At 45.3% G+C, this 20740-nt stretch carries 15 protein-coding genes and 3 pseudogenes; 8 read left to right on the forward strand and 10 right to left on the reverse strand.

Annotated elements, in window-relative coordinates; genetic code table 11:
• Positions 1-29: 29 nt before the first annotated feature.
• From AC6EJC_RS16680 to AC6EJC_RS16705, 6 genes and pseudogenes are all read right to left on the reverse strand, one after another.
• Positions 30-1190 (reverse strand): annotated as a pseudogene (locus AC6EJC_RS16680) (IS3 family transposase).
• A gap of 155 nt (positions 1191-1345) precedes the next feature.
• On the reverse strand, positions 1346-2233 hold the full coding sequence (locus AC6EJC_RS16685) for an ROK family protein (RefSeq protein ID WP_444954912.1): 888 nt from the start codon (positions 2231-2233) through the stop codon (positions 1346-1348).
• A gap of 115 nt (positions 2234-2348) precedes the next feature.
• Positions 2349-2630, reverse strand: a pseudogene (locus AC6EJC_RS16690) (NAD(P)-dependent alcohol dehydrogenase); the annotation flags it as partial.
• Positions 2631-2997: 367 nt separating this feature from the next.
• Complete coding sequence (locus tag AC6EJC_RS16695; protein ID WP_444954913.1) at positions 2998-4062, reverse strand: Gfo/Idh/MocA family oxidoreductase; 1065 nt, start codon at positions 4060-4062, stop codon at positions 2998-3000.
• A 24-nt stretch (positions 4063-4086) separates the two neighbouring features.
• Positions 4087-4194, reverse strand: a pseudogene (locus AC6EJC_RS16700) (sugar phosphate isomerase/epimerase); the annotation flags it as partial.
• 120 nt (positions 4195-4314) lie between these two features.
• Positions 4315-5223 carry an AraC family transcriptional regulator gene (locus tag AC6EJC_RS16705; protein WP_444954914.1) on the reverse strand — a complete coding sequence of 303 codons (909 nt, stop codon included), beginning with the start codon at positions 5221-5223 and terminating at the stop codon, positions 4315-4317.
• Between the two features lie 496 nt (positions 5224-5719).
• On the opposite strand from AC6EJC_RS16705, the gene AC6EJC_RS16710 reads away from it, so the two are divergent.
• From AC6EJC_RS16710 to AC6EJC_RS16725, 4 genes are all read left to right on the forward strand, one after another.
• Positions 5720-6928 (forward strand): MFS transporter, encoded by a 1209-nt coding sequence (locus AC6EJC_RS16710; protein ID WP_444954915.1) that lies wholly within the window; start codon positions 5720-5722, stop codon positions 6926-6928.
• A 113-nt stretch (positions 6929-7041) separates the two neighbouring features.
• Entirely contained in the window at positions 7042-8280 is a 1239-nt protein-coding gene (locus AC6EJC_RS16715; RefSeq protein ID WP_444954916.1) for an aspartate aminotransferase family protein, read from the forward strand.
• A gap of 33 nt (positions 8281-8313) precedes the next feature.
• On the forward strand, positions 8314-9363 hold the full coding sequence (locus AC6EJC_RS16720; RefSeq protein ID WP_444954917.1) for a zinc-dependent alcohol dehydrogenase: 1050 nt from the start codon (positions 8314-8316) through the stop codon (positions 9361-9363).
• Between the two features lie 30 nt (positions 9364-9393).
• Positions 9394-10116 carry an HAD family hydrolase gene (locus AC6EJC_RS16725; RefSeq protein ID WP_444954918.1) on the forward strand — a complete coding sequence of 241 codons (723 nt, stop codon included), beginning with the start codon at positions 9394-9396 and terminating at the stop codon, positions 10114-10116.
• Between the two features lie 322 nt (positions 10117-10438).
• Here the strand turns inward: AC6EJC_RS16725 and AC6EJC_RS16730 are convergent, their stop codons facing one another.
• Both AC6EJC_RS16730 and AC6EJC_RS16735 read right to left on the reverse strand, forming a co-directional pair.
• A complete protein-coding gene (locus AC6EJC_RS16730) occupies positions 10439-12040 on the reverse strand; it encodes an alpha-amylase family glycosyl hydrolase (RefSeq protein ID WP_444954919.1) in 1602 nt (533 codons plus the stop codon).
• A 478-nt stretch (positions 12041-12518) separates the two neighbouring features.
• Positions 12519-13340, reverse strand: a complete 822-nt coding sequence (locus AC6EJC_RS16735) for an NAD(P)H-binding protein (RefSeq protein ID WP_444954920.1) — start codon at positions 13338-13340, stop codon at positions 12519-12521.
• Positions 13341-13478: 138 nt separating this feature from the next.
• On the opposite strand from AC6EJC_RS16735, the gene AC6EJC_RS16740 reads away from it, so the two are divergent.
• Positions 13479-13802, forward strand: a complete 324-nt coding sequence (locus AC6EJC_RS16740) for a MerR family transcriptional regulator (protein ID WP_444954921.1) — start codon at positions 13479-13481, stop codon at positions 13800-13802.
• A 151-nt stretch (positions 13803-13953) separates the two neighbouring features.
• On the opposite strand, the gene AC6EJC_RS16745 is transcribed toward AC6EJC_RS16740, so the two are convergent.
• Both AC6EJC_RS16745 and AC6EJC_RS16750 read right to left on the reverse strand, forming a co-directional pair.
• The gene (locus AC6EJC_RS16745; protein ID WP_444954922.1) at positions 13954-14979 is read right to left on the reverse strand and encodes a Gfo/Idh/MocA family protein; all 1026 of its coding nucleotides are present in this window, start codon (positions 14977-14979) and stop codon (positions 13954-13956) included.
• 1 nt (position 14980) lies between these two features.
• A complete protein-coding gene (locus AC6EJC_RS16750; protein ID WP_444954923.1) occupies positions 14981-16000 on the reverse strand; it encodes a Gfo/Idh/MocA family oxidoreductase in 1020 nt (339 codons plus the stop codon).
• A 180-nt stretch (positions 16001-16180) separates the two neighbouring features.
• On the opposite strand from AC6EJC_RS16750, the gene AC6EJC_RS16755 reads away from it, so the two are divergent.
• From AC6EJC_RS16755 to AC6EJC_RS16765, 3 genes are all read left to right on the forward strand, one after another.
• Complete coding sequence (locus AC6EJC_RS16755; RefSeq protein ID WP_444954924.1) at positions 16181-17047, forward strand: MurR/RpiR family transcriptional regulator; 867 nt, start codon at positions 16181-16183, stop codon at positions 17045-17047.
• A 296-nt stretch (positions 17048-17343) separates the two neighbouring features.
• Positions 17344-18330 (forward strand): LacI family DNA-binding transcriptional regulator, encoded by a 987-nt coding sequence (locus tag AC6EJC_RS16760; RefSeq protein ID WP_444954925.1) that lies wholly within the window; start codon positions 17344-17346, stop codon positions 18328-18330.
• 86 nt (positions 18331-18416) lie between these two features.
• Complete coding sequence (locus tag AC6EJC_RS16765; RefSeq protein ID WP_444954926.1) at positions 18417-20693, forward strand: alpha-galactosidase; 2277 nt, start codon at positions 18417-18419, stop codon at positions 20691-20693.
• Positions 20694-20740 lie beyond the last annotated feature (47 nt).

The raw sequence follows: 20740 nt of genomic DNA on the forward strand, positions 1-20740 counted from the left end.
GTCAAGTAGACAGAACTAAAAAGACATCTTTAAGCAGCAACCGTTTCTCGGTATTCAATCGGGGAACGGCTGTTTAATTTTTTCTGCAATCTATTTTCGTTATAAAACGAAATGTACTCCCGTACGTGTTGTTCTACCTCCGCTAGGGTTCCGGGTTTCGTTAAATAAATCTTCTCTGTTTTAAGATGGGAAAAGAAGGATTCTATACAGGCATTGTCTAGGCAATTTCCACGCCTTGAATGGCTCCCAACCATTAAGCCGCTTAAGTTTGCGGTTAAACGGCTTGGAGGTATACTGAAACCCCTGGTCTGAATGGAGAATGATACCCTCCATGTTCACGTTCTTACTTAGAACGTCTAGCGTCTCGCTAACTAGAGCAAGGTCATTTCGTTCCGAAAGACGCCAAGCCACGATTTCATTGTTAAACAGATCTTGAATGACAGAGAGATATATAAACCGCTCTCCAGCTCGTATGTATGTAATATCGGTAACCAGCTTGGATAAAGGAGAATCTGCCTGAAATTGTCGATCTAATCGGTTAGCATTTACCACAGATGCCTGTTTGCCGAAAAAGCGCCGCTTCTTTCGAATGACGAAACGGATTCCCAATTTCTTCATTAGGCGGTACACCTTTTTGTGGTTGACCAAGATACCTTCTCTACGTAAAGCAACGGTCATACGCAGATAACCAAAATAGGGGTGAATCCGGTGGATCGACAACATATGCGATTCCAGGAGTTCTTCCTCTTGCTTACGCTGCTGGGTTGTTTGCTGAGTCTTTCTCCATTTATAATATCCTGCCCGAGAAACATGGGCTAATTCAAGTAATCATTTCAACGAATATCGTGTTCGCATTCCCTCAATAATTTCAAACCTTGCTTCTTTCCTCGTCACTCCTTGTGTAGATTTGGATACTGCTTTTTTAAATATTCAATCTCCGCCCGTAGATACGCCATCTCTTCTTCCATACTGGAAAATTTCGTTTTGGGTCGTCCCTGCCTTGTGGTCGTTGGCCGGAGATTCTCCCCCGCTCGATATTTCATCACCCAGCTTTGCACTTGGGATTTATTACGAATGCCCAATTGTTTCGTCACTTCACGAATACTCATATGTTCTTCGTTCACCAACCGGACTGCCTCCATCTTCACATCTAAGGAGTATTGCCGGAATGATTGTCCCTTTTTAGTCATGAAAAATCCCCTCCGTTCAACAAGATTAAGTCCATCTTACCAGATGTTTTTTTCTCTTGTTTACTAGAAGGGGATAATACCAATTTATTGGCGATTTTTTACAGGCATTAGTTCTTGTCCTTCAACATCGTCTAACGAGAAAAACGTTCCTTGTTTTAACATTTATTTTGGCCTAAGGGCAATTGGGCAAGAGCCAGACCGCCGGAAAGACCGGCATTGTCTCCAAGAGCCGGCGGTACCACATATTCTTCGATATGCTTATGCAGGAATTGATGTTGCATATAGCCGTTCAAAAGCTCTTTTAGCTGTTTTCTCACTGCCGGAAAGAGCTGTTCTTGTTTCATGACTCCCCCACCCAAGATCATTTTCTGTGGAGACAGGATAAGAATATAATTCATCAATGCTTGCGCTAGATAAAAGGCCTCGATCTCCCACGCTGAGTGATCTACGGGCAACTCTCTCCCCTCCGTATTCCAGCGTTGGTTAATAGCCGGCCCGGCTGCCAATCCTTCCAGGCAGTCTACATGATAAGGGCAGCCACCCTTATATTGATCCGCAGGATGGCGGCGTACCAGAATATGCCCCATTTCCGGATGAGACAATCCTCGAAGCACGGATCCTCTTACCACGGCTCCTGCTCCGATTCCTGTTCCTACCGTCATATACAGACAGCTGTCCAGACCTTTGGCCGCTCCCCAGGTATATTCACCAAGTGCCGCTCCATTCACGTCCGTATCAAAGGTCATGGGAACATCAAAGTGTTCCTTCAGCCTGCCAATTAAGTTGTAATGAGACCAGTGCGGCTTCGGTGTAGATGTAATATAGCCGTAGGTATTACTGCCAGGAACGGGATCAATCGGACCGAAAGAGCCTACACCCATAGCTTCTACTTGTTTGCCGGCAAAATATTTAATGACCTGCTCCATCGTCTCCTCTGGTGTAGTCGTCGGAAAGCTAATTCGGTCATGAATATTTCCTTTTTCATCGCCTGTACCGCACACAAATTTAGTGCCACCTGCTTCAATCGCTCCCAGTATCGCCATTATTTCCACAGCCTCTCGTTTTCTTTTTTTGATAAAATCCTTTTTAAATACGATTAGAAAAAGGGTATCCTCAGCAGGATACCCTCTACAGTTTATTTACAATTGGTAGTCAAATTTAAACATTGGGGTATACAACTACCTTTAAACATTCGCTTTTATAATTCAGTGCACGCTCCATCGCTTCATAGGTTTGTTCCAATGGATATTTATCAGTTATTAGTAACGTAGCGTCAATATTACCGGATGAAAGGAATTCAATTCCTTTCGGGTAGGTGTTGGCATAACGGAAGATACCATAAATATCTACCTCGTTGTCTGCTATGAAGGGAACATTGAAAGGAATATCAGCCTGTGCCGGGAGACCGACGATCGCCATCTTACCTCCGCGTGCCAGACTAAAATGTTCGCGCACGTAGAGGAATGGCCTCTCTGGAGTTTTTTTGTAGTTATGTAGCTGCTGCTTGGTGATGCTAAATTCTTGAGCGATATCAGCTTGTGTTTTTTGGTAGGCAAAATTATTTTGCTCACCATTCCAAAAGTGTACTGATTACTATGTATTTCGACTCAATGTCTAAATGCATCGAGGATCCATTCATGAGATTTTTAATTATATGAAAAATGATCTCCTACTACCTTTAATGAATGCATCGAATCATTTTATTCCAGAACCTATGAGAAACTTTAGAATTCAATGTTTTTCACAGGTTCTCAAAATATAGGATCCTATATATCTCTCTTATGGCGAATCGAGAAATAGCGCTGATTTAAATTGTTCTTCGAATCACGCTTTTGGTTGCTGCCGCCTCAAAAATCGTCTCAATCAGCACCAGCACACGGTGCACTTCTTCGCTTTTGATCGCAAGCTCCGCTTTTCCTTCGATGGCGGAGACATAATTTTCATAAAAGCTTTCTGCAGCAGCAGGTATTTTCTCAATCGGGAACTTAAGGGTGGATTCCTCAGACGGTGGCGCCATCGTTTTCGTCAATCCTTGACCTGCTTGAATCGGTTTTGGTTCCACACGAGCAACATCCGGATTCCGGGTAACGATCTCTCCGCTCAAGTCCCAATCCCTGATCACTGCAGTTCCTTCGGTTCCTTTAATATACCAACGCGGCAGCTTTACGTAATTGGTCGTACCCACTTCAATGACCGCTGTCAGGCCATCCTTGAACTCAATAAAGCTGGTAAAGCCGTCATCCACTTCAGTCCCCAAAATATAGCTTAAGGTAGCAGCTACGCTTTCGATTTGGCTGTCCGTAATCTGAAGCAGCTGGTCCAACAGATGTACTCCCCAATCCAGCAGCATTCCTCCTCCATATGCCTTTAGTTGCCGCCAGTCACCTGGAATGCCGTTAGCCCCCTGAACCCGCGATTCCAGCTGGAAAAGCTCGCCCACGGTCTTTTTGCTGATGATATCTTTGATAATTCGGAAGTCTTCATCCCATCGGCGGTTCTGATGTACCGTAAACACGCGGTTTTCTTTCTTCGCCACCTCGACAATATCCAAGAAATCCGCGCTCGTTATCGTAACCGGCTTTTCGCAAATGACATGTTTTCCGGCTTGCAATGCCTGAATCGCGATTTCTTTATGAACGTCGTTAGGCGTTGCTATTAAAACAATATCCACGGCCTGATCGGCCAGAACGGCATCCAGACTGGCGTAGGTTTTATAGCCGGCAGCCGCAGCCAGTTCCATCCGGTAATCGACAATATCAAATACACCGCCAACGGCAAGCTGCTGAATAGGTTCGATCAATTGAACATGGTAGCTTCCCATGCCTCCATAACCGATAATGACTACATTATATATCCGATTGCCCATTTTCATTTTCCTTCCACTCCTGATTTAAGCTCACCACATATCAAGCGGTTGCTCACGGATCAAAATCGATTGCAGATTAGTTACTGTACAATTAAATCCTTCTTCGACGGACATCAAAGGATCTTCGTGTTTCATGCTTCTTCACTATCTTCGGCAGTGCCAGAAAACGTATTAGATACTGTCACAACCAATAATCCCCATTTTAAATGTCATCGTAACTCTCCTTTCACTTCGTTGGATAGCTCTATCATACAAATCTCATGAGAAGCTTTCTTCCTCATTTCTTGCCGTTTTATTCCCGAATATTGCCCTGCGGTATTTCAATGGTGATGTTCCTGTCGCTTCCTTAAAGAAATGATGAAACGTCTTCACGCTGTTGAAACCTGCAGCCTCTGCGACCTCAGTGATCGGATTGTTTTCATTCAGCAAAATCCATTTGGCCTTATTCAGTCTGTATTCATTCAAAAATGCTACAAAGGTCATCCCCGTATTCTTCTTAAACAGCCTGGCGAAATAATGGGGACTAAAACCCATATATTCAGCTACATTTTTCAGTGAAATGGTTTCATGATAATGGCATTCCACATATTCAAAAATACGTTCCAGTTTATAAAGCATGTCCTTTGATTGTGTTAAGGTTCTTGCAGAGATTTCGGGAAGTCTCGGCGTCATGCTTCTCGGCACTTCCCGCAAAATAAGAGTCAACATCTCAAACAGTTTGGCTTTGATCATATAGGCATAACCTTCTCGGCGGTTGGCGTTCTCATCATAAATGCTTTGAATCAGCGGAAGCATTTTAGCTGCTGTTTCTTCTGACCAGTTCCAGCTTGATTGCTCCATCTCTGTAAATATATATCTAAGAGGGCGCTTTTGATCGCTTAATGTGGATACCTCTTGGAAAAAGCTCAGATCAAATTGAATAACCACCCGTTCGCTGTCGGGAGAAGCCAAGAAATAATGAACATCACCACCATTTATAAATTGAACTTCACCTTGTTTCATGCGTATCGAAATATCGTTAACTCCCAGATCCAAGGTTCCCTTGGTCACATAAATAATTTCAATTTCTTTATGCCAATGAGGATAGCACAGCACGTCGCCTTTATTAACAAAACTCCGGAAAGGAAAATGTCTGTCAAGCTCCGGGATTTCTAAATAAAAATTCATTTTGATAGACTCCTTTTGTTGTAACATTCAAAAAAGCCGCACACATGACTAATAATAATCAAGTCGCCTTTTCATACAGATAGAATATCGGACATTACTTCCCTTCTTCGTTTTTCTACTCCTCAACTTTTGAATAAAATATTCTCTTCTCTTTGAATTGTAAGCGTTTAACATTCTTTTTTCTACCATTGCAGTTACAGTTACCTTCAAGCAAAAACAATTGTTATCTAATTCAAGCAGAAAAGAAGCAGAGTGTTTTGGGAAGCAGCAACAATCCCCTAGGACACTCCATTTTAGCTTTATTATTTCCTCATCTATTTATCTCCTCTTTTATTTGTTCACAGTTGACATGAACATGACGAATATCGGTAAGATCATACTGAAAGATTTCTAACAATTTTTGCATAAATCTATATATACATTTCCATAAAAATGGTATATTCTAGTAAAGCAACAACATCCATATAAAAAATATAACCTTATGGAGGGACAGGCCTTGAAGAGACTATTCGCTTTAAGTTGTGCTTTCTATCTGCTAATCGGCATCACCAGCGTGGTTCTTGGAGCATTACTGCCGGTTCTGCTGCCTCACTATGGACGGGGGTACAGCGATGGCGGATTACTGCTGTTCCTGCAGTTTTTCGGATTTCTTATCGGCGTTCTGCTCTCCCCTTTCATGGCTCTGCATATCGGTCGCAAGTCGATGCTGTCCATTGCCCTGGTCAGTATCTTGGCAGCGTGTGCCATCCTAGGTATACTGCCCTCATGGACCTGGGTCATCGTGATGACCATCTGGGTTGGCTTCGGCTCAGGTATCATTGAATCGTCCATCGGAGCTTTCACGATTGAGTTCACCGAGGAACAGAAAGCCGTAGCCATGTCCAAGCTGGATGTCTATTTTGCACTTGGTGCACTGCTCATTCCGGCAGTAGTAAGCCTGTATATCTGGTCTGGAATGTGGTATCTGACCTTCTACACCATCTCCCTTCTGACATTTATCCTGGGGCTGTTCTGGCTTACTATGCCTGCTTCCGCCTCTTCCCATCTTACCCAAGCAGACCTCCGAACATCTGAGCGTTCTATCGAACAAGCCCGGTACTCGGGACAGCATCGTCTGTTACTGGGAATCTTCATTGTATTCTTCTTTGTTTATATGGGTCTTGAACTGGGGCTCATGAACTTCCTGCCCTCTATTCTGATCGAGACGCTGCAGCTTCGAGAATCCGTAGCCTCGCTGGGTGTCAGCATACTATGGATTGCGATGATCATCGGTCGCATGTTCTCAGGAAGGATTGCAGAGTCATCAGGATATATTCCTTTCCTGCTGTGGAGCGTAATCGGAACTTTCTGCTTCCTAGTTGCCATGGTGTTTGTATCCAGCCAGTGGGCTACATACCTTCTGATTTTCGGTGCAGGTTTATTCATGTCCGGACTCTTCTGCATCGCACTTGTCTATGCCAACGTGCTGATTCCGGGGATGACCGAGCGAACGACCAGCATTCTGATTGCGTCGGGCGGAATTGGCGGCTCGGTGCTTCAATATGTAATAGGCTGGAGCATGAGCGAATGGCCGGTGACGGCTACCCTCTGGATTCTAGGGGCTTTCAGCCTGATTCTGCTGCTGGCGGTTATTCTTTCGCATCTCTGGAATGGCAGAAGCAGCCGGGTAGTTGGCTCCCTTGGCCATCAGGGCAAGGAAGGATGAGATCACTTTATTCTTAGGGGAGGTGAGGCCTGCCGCATCATGCTGTAACAAGGGCTGTACTTTATAAGGATGTACTTAGAGAAATGTATATTCTGATATGGAGGGAAAGTATTGTGGATACCTTAACCAAAGAACGCTTCAGATACGGAAAAGGCATTACTCTGATTGACGATTCAGGTAAGGAGTATTTGGACGGTGTATCCGGCACCTTCAATCTGTCGCTCGGTTATAATCACCCTCATGTCGTTACCAAAGTACAGGAACAAGTCGCCAATCTTACCCACATGTCCTCATCCTTTACCGAGCCTTATGTCGAGGAAGTCCTGGATCATCTGATCCAGTATACGCCGAACGGCATCGACGCGGGATGGATGAGAGATATTACCGGCTCCACGGCGAACGAATGCGCTGTGAAGCTAGCCCAGAAATATACCGGAGCACTCGATATAATTAGCCTGTATCTGTCCCATCATGGGCAGACCCAGTTCGCAACAGGCATATCGGGTAATGCCTTCCGGCGGAGGAAATTTCCCAACTCGGCTGCAACAAATTCCCTGCATGTACCTGCTCCCTACTGCTATCGCTGTCCGTTTAATTCTTCGCCTGACAAGTGTGGCTATCAATGCGTGGAAGCAATATCGGATGCCATTGAGTATGCAAGCTCTGGCTCTGTGGCCTGCATGATTATTGAGCCCATCCTGGGCAACGGAGGCAATATCATCCCACCTGCAGGATATTTTAAGCGCCTCCGTCAGCTGTGCAACGAGTACGGGCTGATTCTGATCGCTGACGAGGTGCAGACCGGGATTGGGCGGACAGGTTACATGTTCGCAAGTGAGCTGTTTGAGATCCAGCCAGATATCATTACCCTTGCCAAGGGTTTGGGCGGCATCGGTGTTCCGGTTGCAGCGGTATTGATGCAGTCTCGTCTCAATGTTCTGGAAAAACACGAGCACTCATTCACCTCGGGCAGCAATCTGATCTCGGTCACGGCAGCCAAATCCACGCTAGAGGTTGTGTCCGAGCCCGGTTTTCTGGAAGCTGTACAGTCGAAGGGAAGCCTGCTCGGGACCCTGCTGACTGAGATGGCCGACAAGCATGATTGCATCGGGGAGGCTCGCGGCGTCGGACTGATGTGGGGATTGGAAATTGTAGACGAGGATGATGCCCCTGACGCAGCCAAGAGCAATGTGATTATCGACCGTTCTTTTGCCGAACAGCAGCTGATTCTCAGAGGTTCTCGTTACGGTTACGGCAATGTGGTCAAAGTAAGACCTTCTCTCACGGTTACGGAAGACGAGATTGTCGAAATTGTCAAGCGGCTTGACGCCGTTCTGGCCACCCTTCACTAACTATCTGCCGAACAGGCAAAAGGAGGACTATTCATGCTTGCACTGGTATACAAATCAGCTTGGGATGTGGCTCTTGAGGAAAGACCCGTTCCGGAGATTACCAAAGATAACCATGTTCTCGTCCGGATTCGGGCGACAGGCGTATGCGGTACAGATCTAGGCATCATCAGCGGCAAATATCATGCCGTGCCGTCCACTATCCTGGGCCACGAATCAGCAGGGGAAGTGATCGCTGTAGGATCAGCTGTCAGTTCAATGCAGCCCGGGGACCGGGTTGTGATTGATCCGACGTACTACTGCGGTCAATGCGATATGTGCCGGACAGGGAGACAGAACCATTGCACACATAAATCCGTAACGGAGACTGGAGTCAGCGCCGACGGCACGTTCACTGATTATTATGTGACCGAGGACCGGTTTCTCTACAAGCTGAAGGATCATATCAGCTACGAAGAAGCGACACTGACCGAACCGCTGAGCTGCATGCTGACTGGAATCAACCAGATCCACCTGCTGCCGAACTTCACAACTGTCATTCTGGGCGCAGGCCCAATCGGGATTCTGTACAGTTATGCTCTTGCTTCCAAAGGCGTAACCGGCTGCCTCGTCGACATCTCGGAAGAACGGCTCGCCATAGCGGATTCCATTGCCCCCAAGCGGTGGTCCGTACACGGCACACTAGAGTCGGCCATTCATGAGCTGGCACCGTTAAAAAATCAGGTAGACATGATTGTGGATACCACAGGCGTGGTCGGCACCCAGGTACTATCCCGGCTTACGAGCGGCGGGTATCTGATGCTGGTGGGGCTGAGAGACGGGACAAGCTCGTTCAATCCGAAGGAGGTAGTTGACCGTAGCCTCAAAATCATCGGCTCGATTGATTCCCTGGGTACGTTCTCCACGGCGCATTACCTGATTGAGCAGCAGATCGTTCCCGCCAAAAAAATCATTACCCACTCCTATCCGCTGGAAGACTACCGGGAGGCCTTTCTGACCCTCGGATGCAATATCAGCGAGCGGACACTTCAGCCTTCTTCACAGGCGATCAAGGTTGTGCTGCAATCGAACGACTCCGGTAACTAAATCCGGATACTAACAAGGGGGAGAATGGACATGACAACCATTCATCATGATGTACAGCCGAATAATGAATTCACTGGAGGTTCATCAGCGTCCGTTCCGGTCAAGGCGGTCATTTTCGACATGGACGGGGTGCTGGTAGACAGCGAACCGATTTATTTTGAGATCGAGCGTAGCTCCTTTGCCCATTTCGGTGCGTCCATGACCGAAGAAGAGCACCACACCTATGTCGGAGTGACACTGGAATCCATGTGGCGTCAGGTGCTGGACAGACATCGGCTCACCAATACAGTTGAAGAGGCGCTATCCTTTCACCGAGAAAATGTGATGCAGACGATGACAGCACATGAGGGCCTTGTGGCGATCGACGGATTGGAACGGTGGCTGGACTGGCTGCAGGAGAAAGGGATTCCGGTCGCGGTGGCCTCTTCCTCTCCGCGGGCACTAATTGATCTCATCATGGAAAAGACAGGGCTTGGCCGTTACTTCGACATTCGAATCACCGGAGAAGAGGTATTGCAGGGTAAGCCGGCACCGGACATCTTCTTATACGCCGCCGAGCTGCTTGGCATAGCCCCGGCCCATTGCATCGTTATAGAGGATTCACGGAACGGTGTCCAGGCAGCCAAGAGTGCGGGTATGCGCTGCATCGGCTTCCACAACCCCGGCTCGGGCCGGCAGGACCTGTCCAGAGCCGATCGCCGGATTCTCAGCTATGACGACCTGTGGGCGATTAAAGAGAGCCTGCCGTTCTAGGAGCAGCTGCCTGCCAAGAACAAAAGTCGAAATGTACCTGAAGGCATATCCCCTTTATAATCATATGGAATCGCCCGATCTTTAATAGGGTTGAGGACATTAAATAATGCCCCTTGGAATACACACTGGAGATGTCATTTATCCTGCCCTGTGTGTACTCTAAGGGGCGTGCTTTACATCGAATCGGCCTCCTGACGGTTTCAATATCTTATGCTATTCGTATGCAGCAGAACTCATATAAAAAAATGGGGTGCTCTAAACACCCCAACATGGATTCATCGATATATATCCCGCTTCATTTGAACGGTAAGTTTGCGTATGTTCAGTTCTTTCTATCTTCTTCGGTAATCAGAGAACTGTAGGCCGGAATCGTGACCGTTCCTTTCTTCACCTTCACATCCTTCGAGGTGGAGAAGACCACTTTCCACTTCCCCTTATCCAAATCGTTCATCTGCAGGGTAACCGGCTCTCCAGACAGGTTATGATATACATACAATGTTTCTTTGCCTGAAGTGCGTTTATATGCGGTCACGCTGGCAGAACCTGTTTGGATAGGTTGCAGACTGTCGTTGCGGAGAGCTTCATGTTCTTCCCTCAGACGGATGAGCGTGCGGTAGCTTTCCAGCAGGGAATCATCTTCCCGCAGCTGCGCTTCCACCGATACTTCGCCTGTGTTGTATTTGGGTTCCTCCCACGTCGTTTGACCGGGGCCATCTCCCTTGTACCAGCGCATAGGCTCACGAAGATACTCATCGGGCTTCTCTCCCTTCATGCCGATTTCTTCCCCATAATAGAGGAACGGCTGACCCGGAAGCGTCAAAAGAATGGAAGCGGCCAGCTTGGCTTTTGGCATATCCCCGCCCAGCTCGCTCATGACACGGGTCTGGTCATGATTGCTCAGGAACGGAGCATCGAGTGCCGCCTTATTGTACGATTTGTACAGTTTCAGCATTTTCTCGGCGAATGTCGCGATACCCTGATCCCGGCCGTTTTTTACGGAGTTCAAAATCGTTCCGCCCAGGTCAAAATTAAACAGGGAGTGGAGCGGTCCGTAATAAGGAGCTATTGTTTCCGGTTTGTCCCATACCTCCCCTGCCAGATATACATTTGGATTTACCTTCTCCATCTCGGAACGGAACTCATTCCACCACGCGATGTTTTTATCGGCACCATCCTTCGTCTGTCCTTTAAAAATATGCATCGCCGCGTCAAGCCGGAACCCGTCTGCACCCTGCTGCAGCCAATACTTGCCGACTTTGATCATTTCTTTGCGGACTTCGGGATTGTCAAAGTTCAGATCCGGCATTCCCGACCAGAACGTACCGTAGAAATACCCTTCGCCATTCGGATTCTTATACCATACCTGCTGGTCCCACGATCCTTTTTCATCCAGATTTGTGTTCTCATCCGCCCATACGTAATAGTCGTGGTATTTGCTTTGTGGGTTGGCGCTGGCCTCCTTGAACCAAGGGTGCTCGCTGCTCGAATGATTGATAACAAGGTCCATGATTACCTTGACGCCCTTTCGGTTCGCTTCTTTCATCAAGGTGCGGAAATCATTCAGACTCCCATACTGCGGGTCCACCTGATAGTAGTCGGTTACATCATATTTATGGTAGCTTGGAGACGGATTCAGGGGCATGAGCCAGAGACCGCTGACCTGCAGATCCTTGCCCGAACGGGGTTTGCCGTCGTTTAAGTAATCAAGCTTTTGTGTAATTCCTTTCAAATCACCGTGTCCGTCTCCATTTGAATCATAAAAAGAATTGATATAAATTTCATAAAACACACCCCTTCCAGTAGAAACCGGAGGCTTATGTCCGTTCATTTCCTGCTCTGCCACTGCACCTGAAGCGAACATCGTGAGCATAGGCACCGTTAACATGGCGGTGGACAATCTTCTTAAGCGTTTGTTTCGTATCAAAACATATCAGCTCCTTTGATTGTTATGGGCGCGCTTTCATTATAAAGAGAAACAATCCAAAAAAAGGGGATATTATTATCAATTATGGTGGAAAATATCGATCTTTTTGTTTTATCTCTGTATCGAACGAAAATACGACATGCTTTTGAGGCGCTCTCCTGACAGGTGTCTGCGGGCCAGCTTACGACTGCAGATCATGAAGTGACATCTCGTTCCACCCGGCTTTTACGGAAAAAATCGTATGATAAGCAATTCATTACATGAAAAAAACGGATCCTTTATTACAAAGGAATCCGATTTTCGTAATCACAGCTAGAATAAAGTTCAACTAACGTACCCGTTAAATGTTAATCCGACTTATTCCTGACACAATCGGGATAAGGAGCTTTTTTATGAAGGGTCAGCGCATTGGCTATGTCCGGGTTAGTAGCTTCGAGCAGAATCCGGAACGACAATTGGAACAAGTGCAGAATGAGTATTATTCTTTAAAATGTTGATTGTTTTCATTGACCCATTGAGCAAAAGTTCTAGCTGGATTTCCAGTCACTTCTTCTACCGTCGACAGAACGGTATAAGCATCTGCGGGTGGATTTTTACCCATTTCTATGATGAAATAATTAATAAACTCATCGTCATAACCCTGCTCTTTCCACTCTTGTCTTACTTGTTCTTCTGTCAGCTCAATAAGTTTGATAGGTCTACCAACGACTTCAGAGATTTGCTTTACCATATTTCTAGGAGACAATGCTTCCGGACCAGTCAAATTATATATTCTACTACTATGACCTTCTTCTGTGAGTGCTTCAACTGCAACACTAGCAATATCGGCTTCATGGATTCTGGCGCTTAAACTGTCGGGGAAAGCAGTACGAATGTTCCCTTCTTTTTGAATAGATGCTGCCCATCCATAAAGTACATTTTTCATAAACTCAACCGGTCGTAGAATGGTCCATTCCATTCCACTATTTTGAATTACTTCTTCAATTGGATTATTAAAGAAATCTATCAATGCAACTATTTTTTTGACGTTAGCTTCTTTTGCCATTTGAATGATTCTTTGGTTTGTTAAAAATTTTGTGTCCGATTGGTCACTCTGAGTGATCAGAAACAAGCTATCCACATCTTGAAAATATCTTTCTATAGTCTCGGGAATATCAAGATCACCTAATACTACTTGTGCTCCTTTAGGTAAGTTGCCTTCTTTCCGTGATAATGCCTTTACTGCTATTCCTTTAGCAAGTAGTTGCTCAACAATAAGCCCCCCTAGAGTTTCTGTTGCTCCTGTAACTAAAACTTTCATTTCTCTATAGTCAAGGAGGGAATTTATGAATAAAAATTTTCAAAACCATTTAACTTCAGGACAATTTGCAAAACTGATGGGGATCAGCAAAGATACTTGTAAAGGTACTACTCAATTAATCAAATAGATGTGTTTAAAGTGATCACAATTCTTAAAGAAATAGAAATACCATTAAAAGAAATAAAAGAATATTTAAATAAAAGGTCCCCTCATGAACTTATTCTTTTACTTGAAAAAGAAGAGGCAATTCTAAATGCAAAAATTAAACAATTGCAAAAAATGAAAAATATAATTTCAGAGAAAGCACGAATTACAAAAGCAGCAAGAATATTGAAATTTGCTAATGATAAGGGCATAGATTTACATGGATTTTTCTATGAAGATGTTTTGTTAGATGACCTTTCAGTTAGAGGTTATGAAGAGTATTTAATTAAGGTTTCTGTTCGAATTTCTAAGGTGTAGATCAAGAGTTTTTTGGATCCAAGTTTGGACTTTTCTTAGAAGATATGTCATAAACAAACCTTTACACTATACTTGTTGGAATTTTTGAATCACCAACACTCCAAACTTTCACTTCATTGTTTATGCTGAGATGGAAAGCTATTATAAAAGCTTAATTACTAATGCCTGTGTGTTCTATGCAAGATTGAAATGGTCTATCGGGACCAAATATAAGATTGGCGGACTGCTTGGCTTTCTCAATGACATTCATGACCTTCTCGCTATGTTCAAGCATATCCGAGACTTTTTCCAAATCTTTTTCTCCGATGATACGGTCAAATTCAACGAATTCGTCATACATACGATGCGGATGATCTTTCAGGTCCACCCGAATTGGCGTTTCCTTATTCGCAGTGTAATCAAAGCAGTCGCATATATTAGCTGAACTTGCCATGTGTATATAGCCCTTATTACCTTGAATGTTCACTGCATTGGGGGCCGTACTGTCTTTTGAACCTATGCAGACACACTTGAAATCACCGTAATCAAGCAGCAGCATACCTGAAGTATCAATTCCACGCTCCATGTTTGCCCAATACTCCACCTTCTTAGGGCTCCCGAAGAAACCAACAACCAAATGAATATTATATAAATTAATATCCATCAAGGCTCCACCAGACATTTCCGGATTAAACGCAGGCTGGATTACTCCCGCTTTGAAAGCCTCATACCGAGATGAATATTGGGAGTAGTTGCATTCAACTATTTTGATCTCACCCAGCTTAGGTAGATACTCCTTCATTGACAAATAATTTTTCAAATATTGATTCGTAATGGCTTCCACCAATACCAGTTTTCTTTGCTGAGCAATTTCTTTTAGCTCTAGAAATTCATGCAAATTGGAAGTAAACGGCTTCTCACAAATGACATGTTTACCACTCAATAATGCTTCTTTGACATATGAATAATGAAGATGATTAGGCAACCCGATATAGACTGTATCCACATCACTATTCAACAGCATTTCGCTGTAATCCGAATAAATCTGAGATATTCCATATTTATTTTGAAAATCCAGTAATTTCTCCTGGTGGCTAGGTCTAGAACAAATGGCCTTTAATAAAATGGTGGGAATTTCCTGAATAAAGCTCAATAGATCCCCTACGATCATCCCTGCTCCGACAATTCCCAACTTCATTTTAGTTACACTCCTCTATACCTTTTTCAAGTATTTCCATTAAAGTTATCGTTTCTTCGTCTTTAATCACTTTTTCTTTGCCAAGTACGATCGACTGATAGATATCGTCATACACTCGGGCATAGTCTCCCTTTTCAGAAACGACTTTTTCTTCATGATACTCGCCATCATCATCCAGATACGTTAAGATGCCATAATGCTCGGGCTGATCGATGCCGAAATCAGTGTGTCCCTTAGGCAGATAGTATAATTTTAGATGCTCCTCCTGACGATCCTTCGTTTGCTTTATAAAAACACCTTTTTTGCCGTATACAACAAAACTCGGCCGCTCTTTTAAACGAAAGAAGCTGGATTTGATGGATACCTTGAGCGAGGGATAATAAAAATCCAAATCAAAATAGTCATTCATTCTTCCGGAACCCAGCAATTGACGCACATCGTAATGGATCGTGTCTGGTTTTCCAAAATAGGATAGAACCTGGTCAATGGTATGAGCGCCATGTCCATATAGGTAGCTGTTATATTTAGAAAAATGAGAGGTGAAGTTGGGGGTCTCAGGGCGATAATAATCGAAATGCATCTCCACCTCCAGCAAATCTCCAAGCTTTCCTGATTCAATAACCTTCTTGGTAGTGAGGAAATCCGAATCGTAACGTCTATTTTGATAGCATTGTATAACCAGATTTTTCTCTTTGGCGTATTGGAAGATCGACACGGCTTCCTCTTTAGTTAACATGAAAGGTTTCTCAACAAGTACATTTTTTCCGTGATCAAGCGCCATTTTCGCATAAGAGTAGTGGGATTCTGCAGGTGTACAGATAACAATCAACTGGATTTCCTTATCGTTCATTAGAGATTCAATATTATCTGTATAGAGCACGCCAGGAATTTTTTCCCACTCTCCTTTATCTGGATTACGGGCATATATAGTCTTCACTTTCAAATCATCTCTGGTCAATGAAAAAGGCAGATGGTAACGGTTCGTGCTTTTGCCATTCCCAATATACCCGATGGTAAGCATATTAATTCCCCCTTAGGCTCTTTTCATTTATTATAGAAGAAGAACGTCGATCGTAAAGAATTTGCCGCTAAAATGGTACATTCAACCGATTATTTGTAAAAATGACGGTTTATTTTTAAACAAAATGTTTATTTTATATTCTTTATCAAACGTTATTTCAATTGAGCCGGGGTGAACCTGTTGAAAATACTGATACAATTATCAGAAATGCAAAACTTTACACCAAACGAAAAAAGCATTGCCTCCTATATTTTGATTCACAAGGAAAGTATCCTGCACTTAAATATTCAGGAGCTTGCAAAGGCTACCTATACTTCGCATTCCGCGATTAATCGATTAACGCATAAACTTGGGCTATCCGGCTTCAAGGAGTTCATAATAAAACTTGCTCGGGAATTTCAGCAAAATACCCAGAACATTTCCAACGTAGACCCCAACTATCCATTCGGTCTTGATGAATCCCCACTTCAAGTGGCGAAAGAAATCGCAGAATTAATGAAGGAAACGATCGAAAAAAACTTTACATTCATGGATGATAACTTGCTGTCGCAAACAGCCGAGTTGCTGGATCAAGCGAAAAGGATCTTTATATATGCGTTAGGCGATTCACAAATCCGAGCGAAAAGTTTTCAGAATAAATTGATTAAAATCAACAAATACGTGGTTATTGCCACGGAACTGTATGAATGGGCTTACCATACGGCTAATCTTACGGCACAGGATTGCGCTATTTTTTTAACTTACCATGGAAAGTCGCCGATTTATTTAAAAGCAGCTCGGCATTTTACACGTGAAAATATCCCTTTTATCACAATCACAGCAACCAATCAAAGCGAATTGGCAAAACTCAGTAATATCTGTATCCAGGTGCCTAATGATGAAGTAAAACATGCCAAGATTGGTACATTTTCGTCGCAAATTGCCTTTGACTACGTATTAAATGTGATTTACTCCTGTATCTATAAAATCGATTACTTGAAAAACATGCAAGCCGCAACACAATCGTTGAAGAATCACTATATCAATGACATGATGAATGACGTATAGAATGAATAGTTTGAAATAGAATATTAAGGACAAGATTGTTAGAATTCAAGATGTCTGATGCAACCATGATCGCACAAAAATGAACCGCCTTAATACGCGGTTCATTTTTGTGCGTGTTTATTTTGAACTTTTCAAGCTAGTGACAGAATATTCATCATGTTAACACAACTAATCTGTACAGTAGTAGATCAAAAGTAATCTTAAAGATTCAGCCGCCATCTTGAAAGTATCAATGGGATGTGTTAGGATGAAGTCGAATTTTAGTAAAATTATTAACTAAAAAGGTGTGAGCTCTTTTGGCAACAATTAAAGACATTGCCCGCGAAGCGGGTGTGTCTGCCGCAACAGTTTCAAGGGTTTTAAATAACGATCTGTCTCTGTCCGTGAGCCCAGACACCAAGAACAGAATTTTTTTGATTGCTGAACAGCTCGAGTATAAGCCTTCCCGACTAAGGCAATTAAAGCGGAACACGGAACGTGCCGGGATGACGGTCTCCCTCCTGCTGTGGTGTTCCATTGAAGAGGAACGGGACGATCCGTATTACGCCTCGATCCGTCGTGGAATCGAACTGCGCTGTGAAGAGCTTGGCCTGACGTTGGGGCAGACCCTGCGAGGCCGCTCTTCCATCGTCAGCTTGCAGAAAACGGACGGGCTGATTGTCGTGGGTGGCGTCGATCCTGAAGAGGTGATTAAGCTGCATCCCGACAAAAACACCATTGTCCTTGTCGACCAGTACCAAGAACAGCTGGAATACGATTCCGTACGTCTCCATTTCCGGCAAGCTGTTGATCAGGCACTCGAACATCTGCTTGAGCTTGGCCACCGACAAATCGGATTTATCGGCGGTAAGAGTGACGGAGAGCGACGGGCTCATTATTTTGAACGGTTCATGCGGGAACGGGGGTTATACAATCCTCAATTCGTCCGTATAGGTGCCTGGAGTACCGCGGATGGATATCTGATGATGAACGAGCTTCTTGCCGAACAGGAACGACCGACGGCCTGCTTCGCTGCAAGCGACCCGCTCGCCATCGGTGCCCTCCGTGCCCTTCATGGACATGGAGTCAAGGTACCAGGGGATATGGCTATCGTCGGCTTCGACGACATCGAGATGGCGGCCTTCGTACAGCCCCCGCTAACCACTGTGCGTGCCTATCCCGAACAGATGGGAAAGGCTGCCGTTCAACTGCTCTCTGAACGGTTTGAGGGACGTGAACCACCTGCGCACAGCGTGATCGGGACTAAGCTTGTTATACGGGAGAGCTCGTGCAGTAACAGCTAAATCAGCATTTGAAAATCTTAACGTCGCTGATAAATATCATTAAGTAAAAACAATTCGATATTATGAATCCCCAGGGAGTGAATACCATGAACATTCATGTAAACGAGACGCTTGGTTTGTTTCACCTGCAGTCCAAGGATTGCAGCTATATTATCCAGCTTGTTGAAGGATATCCCGCACATGTCTATTGGGGAGCTCAACTTCATCATGACCAAAGTCTAGCAAGTATACTGGAACTTAGGGAGCGTTGCTCCTTCTCCCCCACCCCTGTTCCTTCCAACCGTACGATTTCCCTGGACACGCTTCCTCAGGAATATCCCCAGTATGGAACAAGCGACTTTCGCCAACCTGCTTATCAGGTTGCACTTGCGGACGGAACTCGGATTACAGAGCTAAAATATAGTGGTTACCGCATTGAACCGGGTAAACCAAAGCTCGAAGGACTTCCTTCCGTCTATACCGAATCGGATGATGAAGCGGCAACCCTTTTTCTGATCCTTGAGGACAAATACTCGGGGCTTAAGACTACACTGCTCTATACTGTATTTGCGAATCATAGCGCTATTGCTAGGTCTACCCTTTTTGAACAAAAAGGAAGCGCTGTCATGAATATTGAGCAAGTCATGAGCGCCTCTGTCGATTTCGCCGATTCCAACTATCAAGCTCTTTACCTGTCTGGTGCCTGGGTGCGGGAAAGATATATCCAACGCCGCGATCTCGGACCTGGTACCATTCGGTTGGAGAGCCGACGGGGCTCCAGCAGTCACCAGATGAATCCATTTCTGGCACTGCTTCGTCCTGATGCGACTGAGGATCGCGGAGATGTGTACGGCTTCAGTCTGGTCTACAGCGGCAACTTCGTGGCACAGGCGGAAGTAGAGCAGTTCAATCAGACCCGTGTAAGTATCGGAATCAATCCCTTTGACTTCTCCTGGCGGCTTGAACCGGGTCAGTCATTCCAGACCCCTGAAGCTGTACTGGTCTTTTCCGGAGAAGGTCTTGGGGGCATGTCGCGCACCTATCATCGCCTCTACCGCAAACGTCTCTGCCGGGGCGTTTTCCGTGACAAAGAGCGCCCGATTCTTGTGAACAATTGGGAAGCCACTTATTTCAACTTCGATGCCGATAAAATCGAAGCGATTGCTAAGGAAGCCGGGCCCCTCGGTATTGAGCTCTTTGTTCTTGATGACGGTTGGTTTGGCAAACGCGACAACGACGACAATTCGCTTGGGGACTGGTTTGAGGACCGTCGCAAGCTGCCTGGCGGCCTTGCCGACCTGGCCAAACGGGTTAATAAACAGGGATTACAGTTTGGCTTGTGGGTAGAGCCGGAAATGGTATCTCCTGATAGTGAACTGTACCGCAACCACCCCGACTGGTGCCTGCATGCTGAAGGTCGGCGGCGGACGGAAGGCCGATCCCAGTTGGTGCTTGATCTCTCCCGAAAGGAAGTATGCGATTACTTGTACGATACGCTTAGCTCCGTATTCTCGATCGCTCCGATTACTTATGTCAAGTGGGACATGAACCGTAACATGACGGAGATTGCTTCGGCTACAGCTCCTAGCGAACGGCAAAAGGAAACCGCACATCGTTATATGCTCGGACTTTACGATCTGCTGGAACGCCTGACCTCCCGGTTCCCGGACATCTTGTTCGAAAGCTGTTCTGGAGGCGGCGGACGGTTCGATCCCGGAATGCTTTACTATATGCCGCAAACATGGACCAGCGACGATACCGATGCGATTGAAAGATTGGCTATACAGTACGGAACAAGCATCGTGTATCCGGCCAGCACCATGGGAGCACACGTATCAAGCGTGCCGAACCACCAAGTGGGACGAATCACCTCCCTCGCCATACGCGGTGACGTGGCAATGAGTGGAAACTTTGGCTACGAGCTTGACCTTACTGCATTTACAAAGGAAGAAAAGGAACTCGCTGCCAAACAAATCGCCCAGTACAAGAAAATTCGCTCCCTTGTACAGCAGGGAGATATGTATCGGCTCCTTAGCCCATTTGAAGACCGAGGCGATACGGCCTGGATGTTCGTTAGCGAGGACCAGTCCGAAGCGTTTGTCGCTTACTTCCGCGTGCTGGCTGAACCGAATGGGCCAATCCGGCGATTAACTCTAAAAGGACTTGACCCAGATAAAAAGTATAAAATCGAAACTGGGGCGACGGGCAATACTGTAGACCACACAGGTAATACCTTGATGGAAGATGGCGATTCCCCCTTCGACGTAACGTTCGACGGCGAAATCTTTGGAGGTGACCGCCTAATGAGAATTGGGCTTGTTGTCTCGGATCTGACAGGGGATTTCGTCAGCTCTACCTTCCGCCTTAAGGCTATCTCCTGCTGATCTTGGATGCAGTCAGTGACGATAAAAAATTAAAACAAGGCAGGCCG

Source organism: Paenibacillus sp. TY11 (assembly GCF_059772165.1).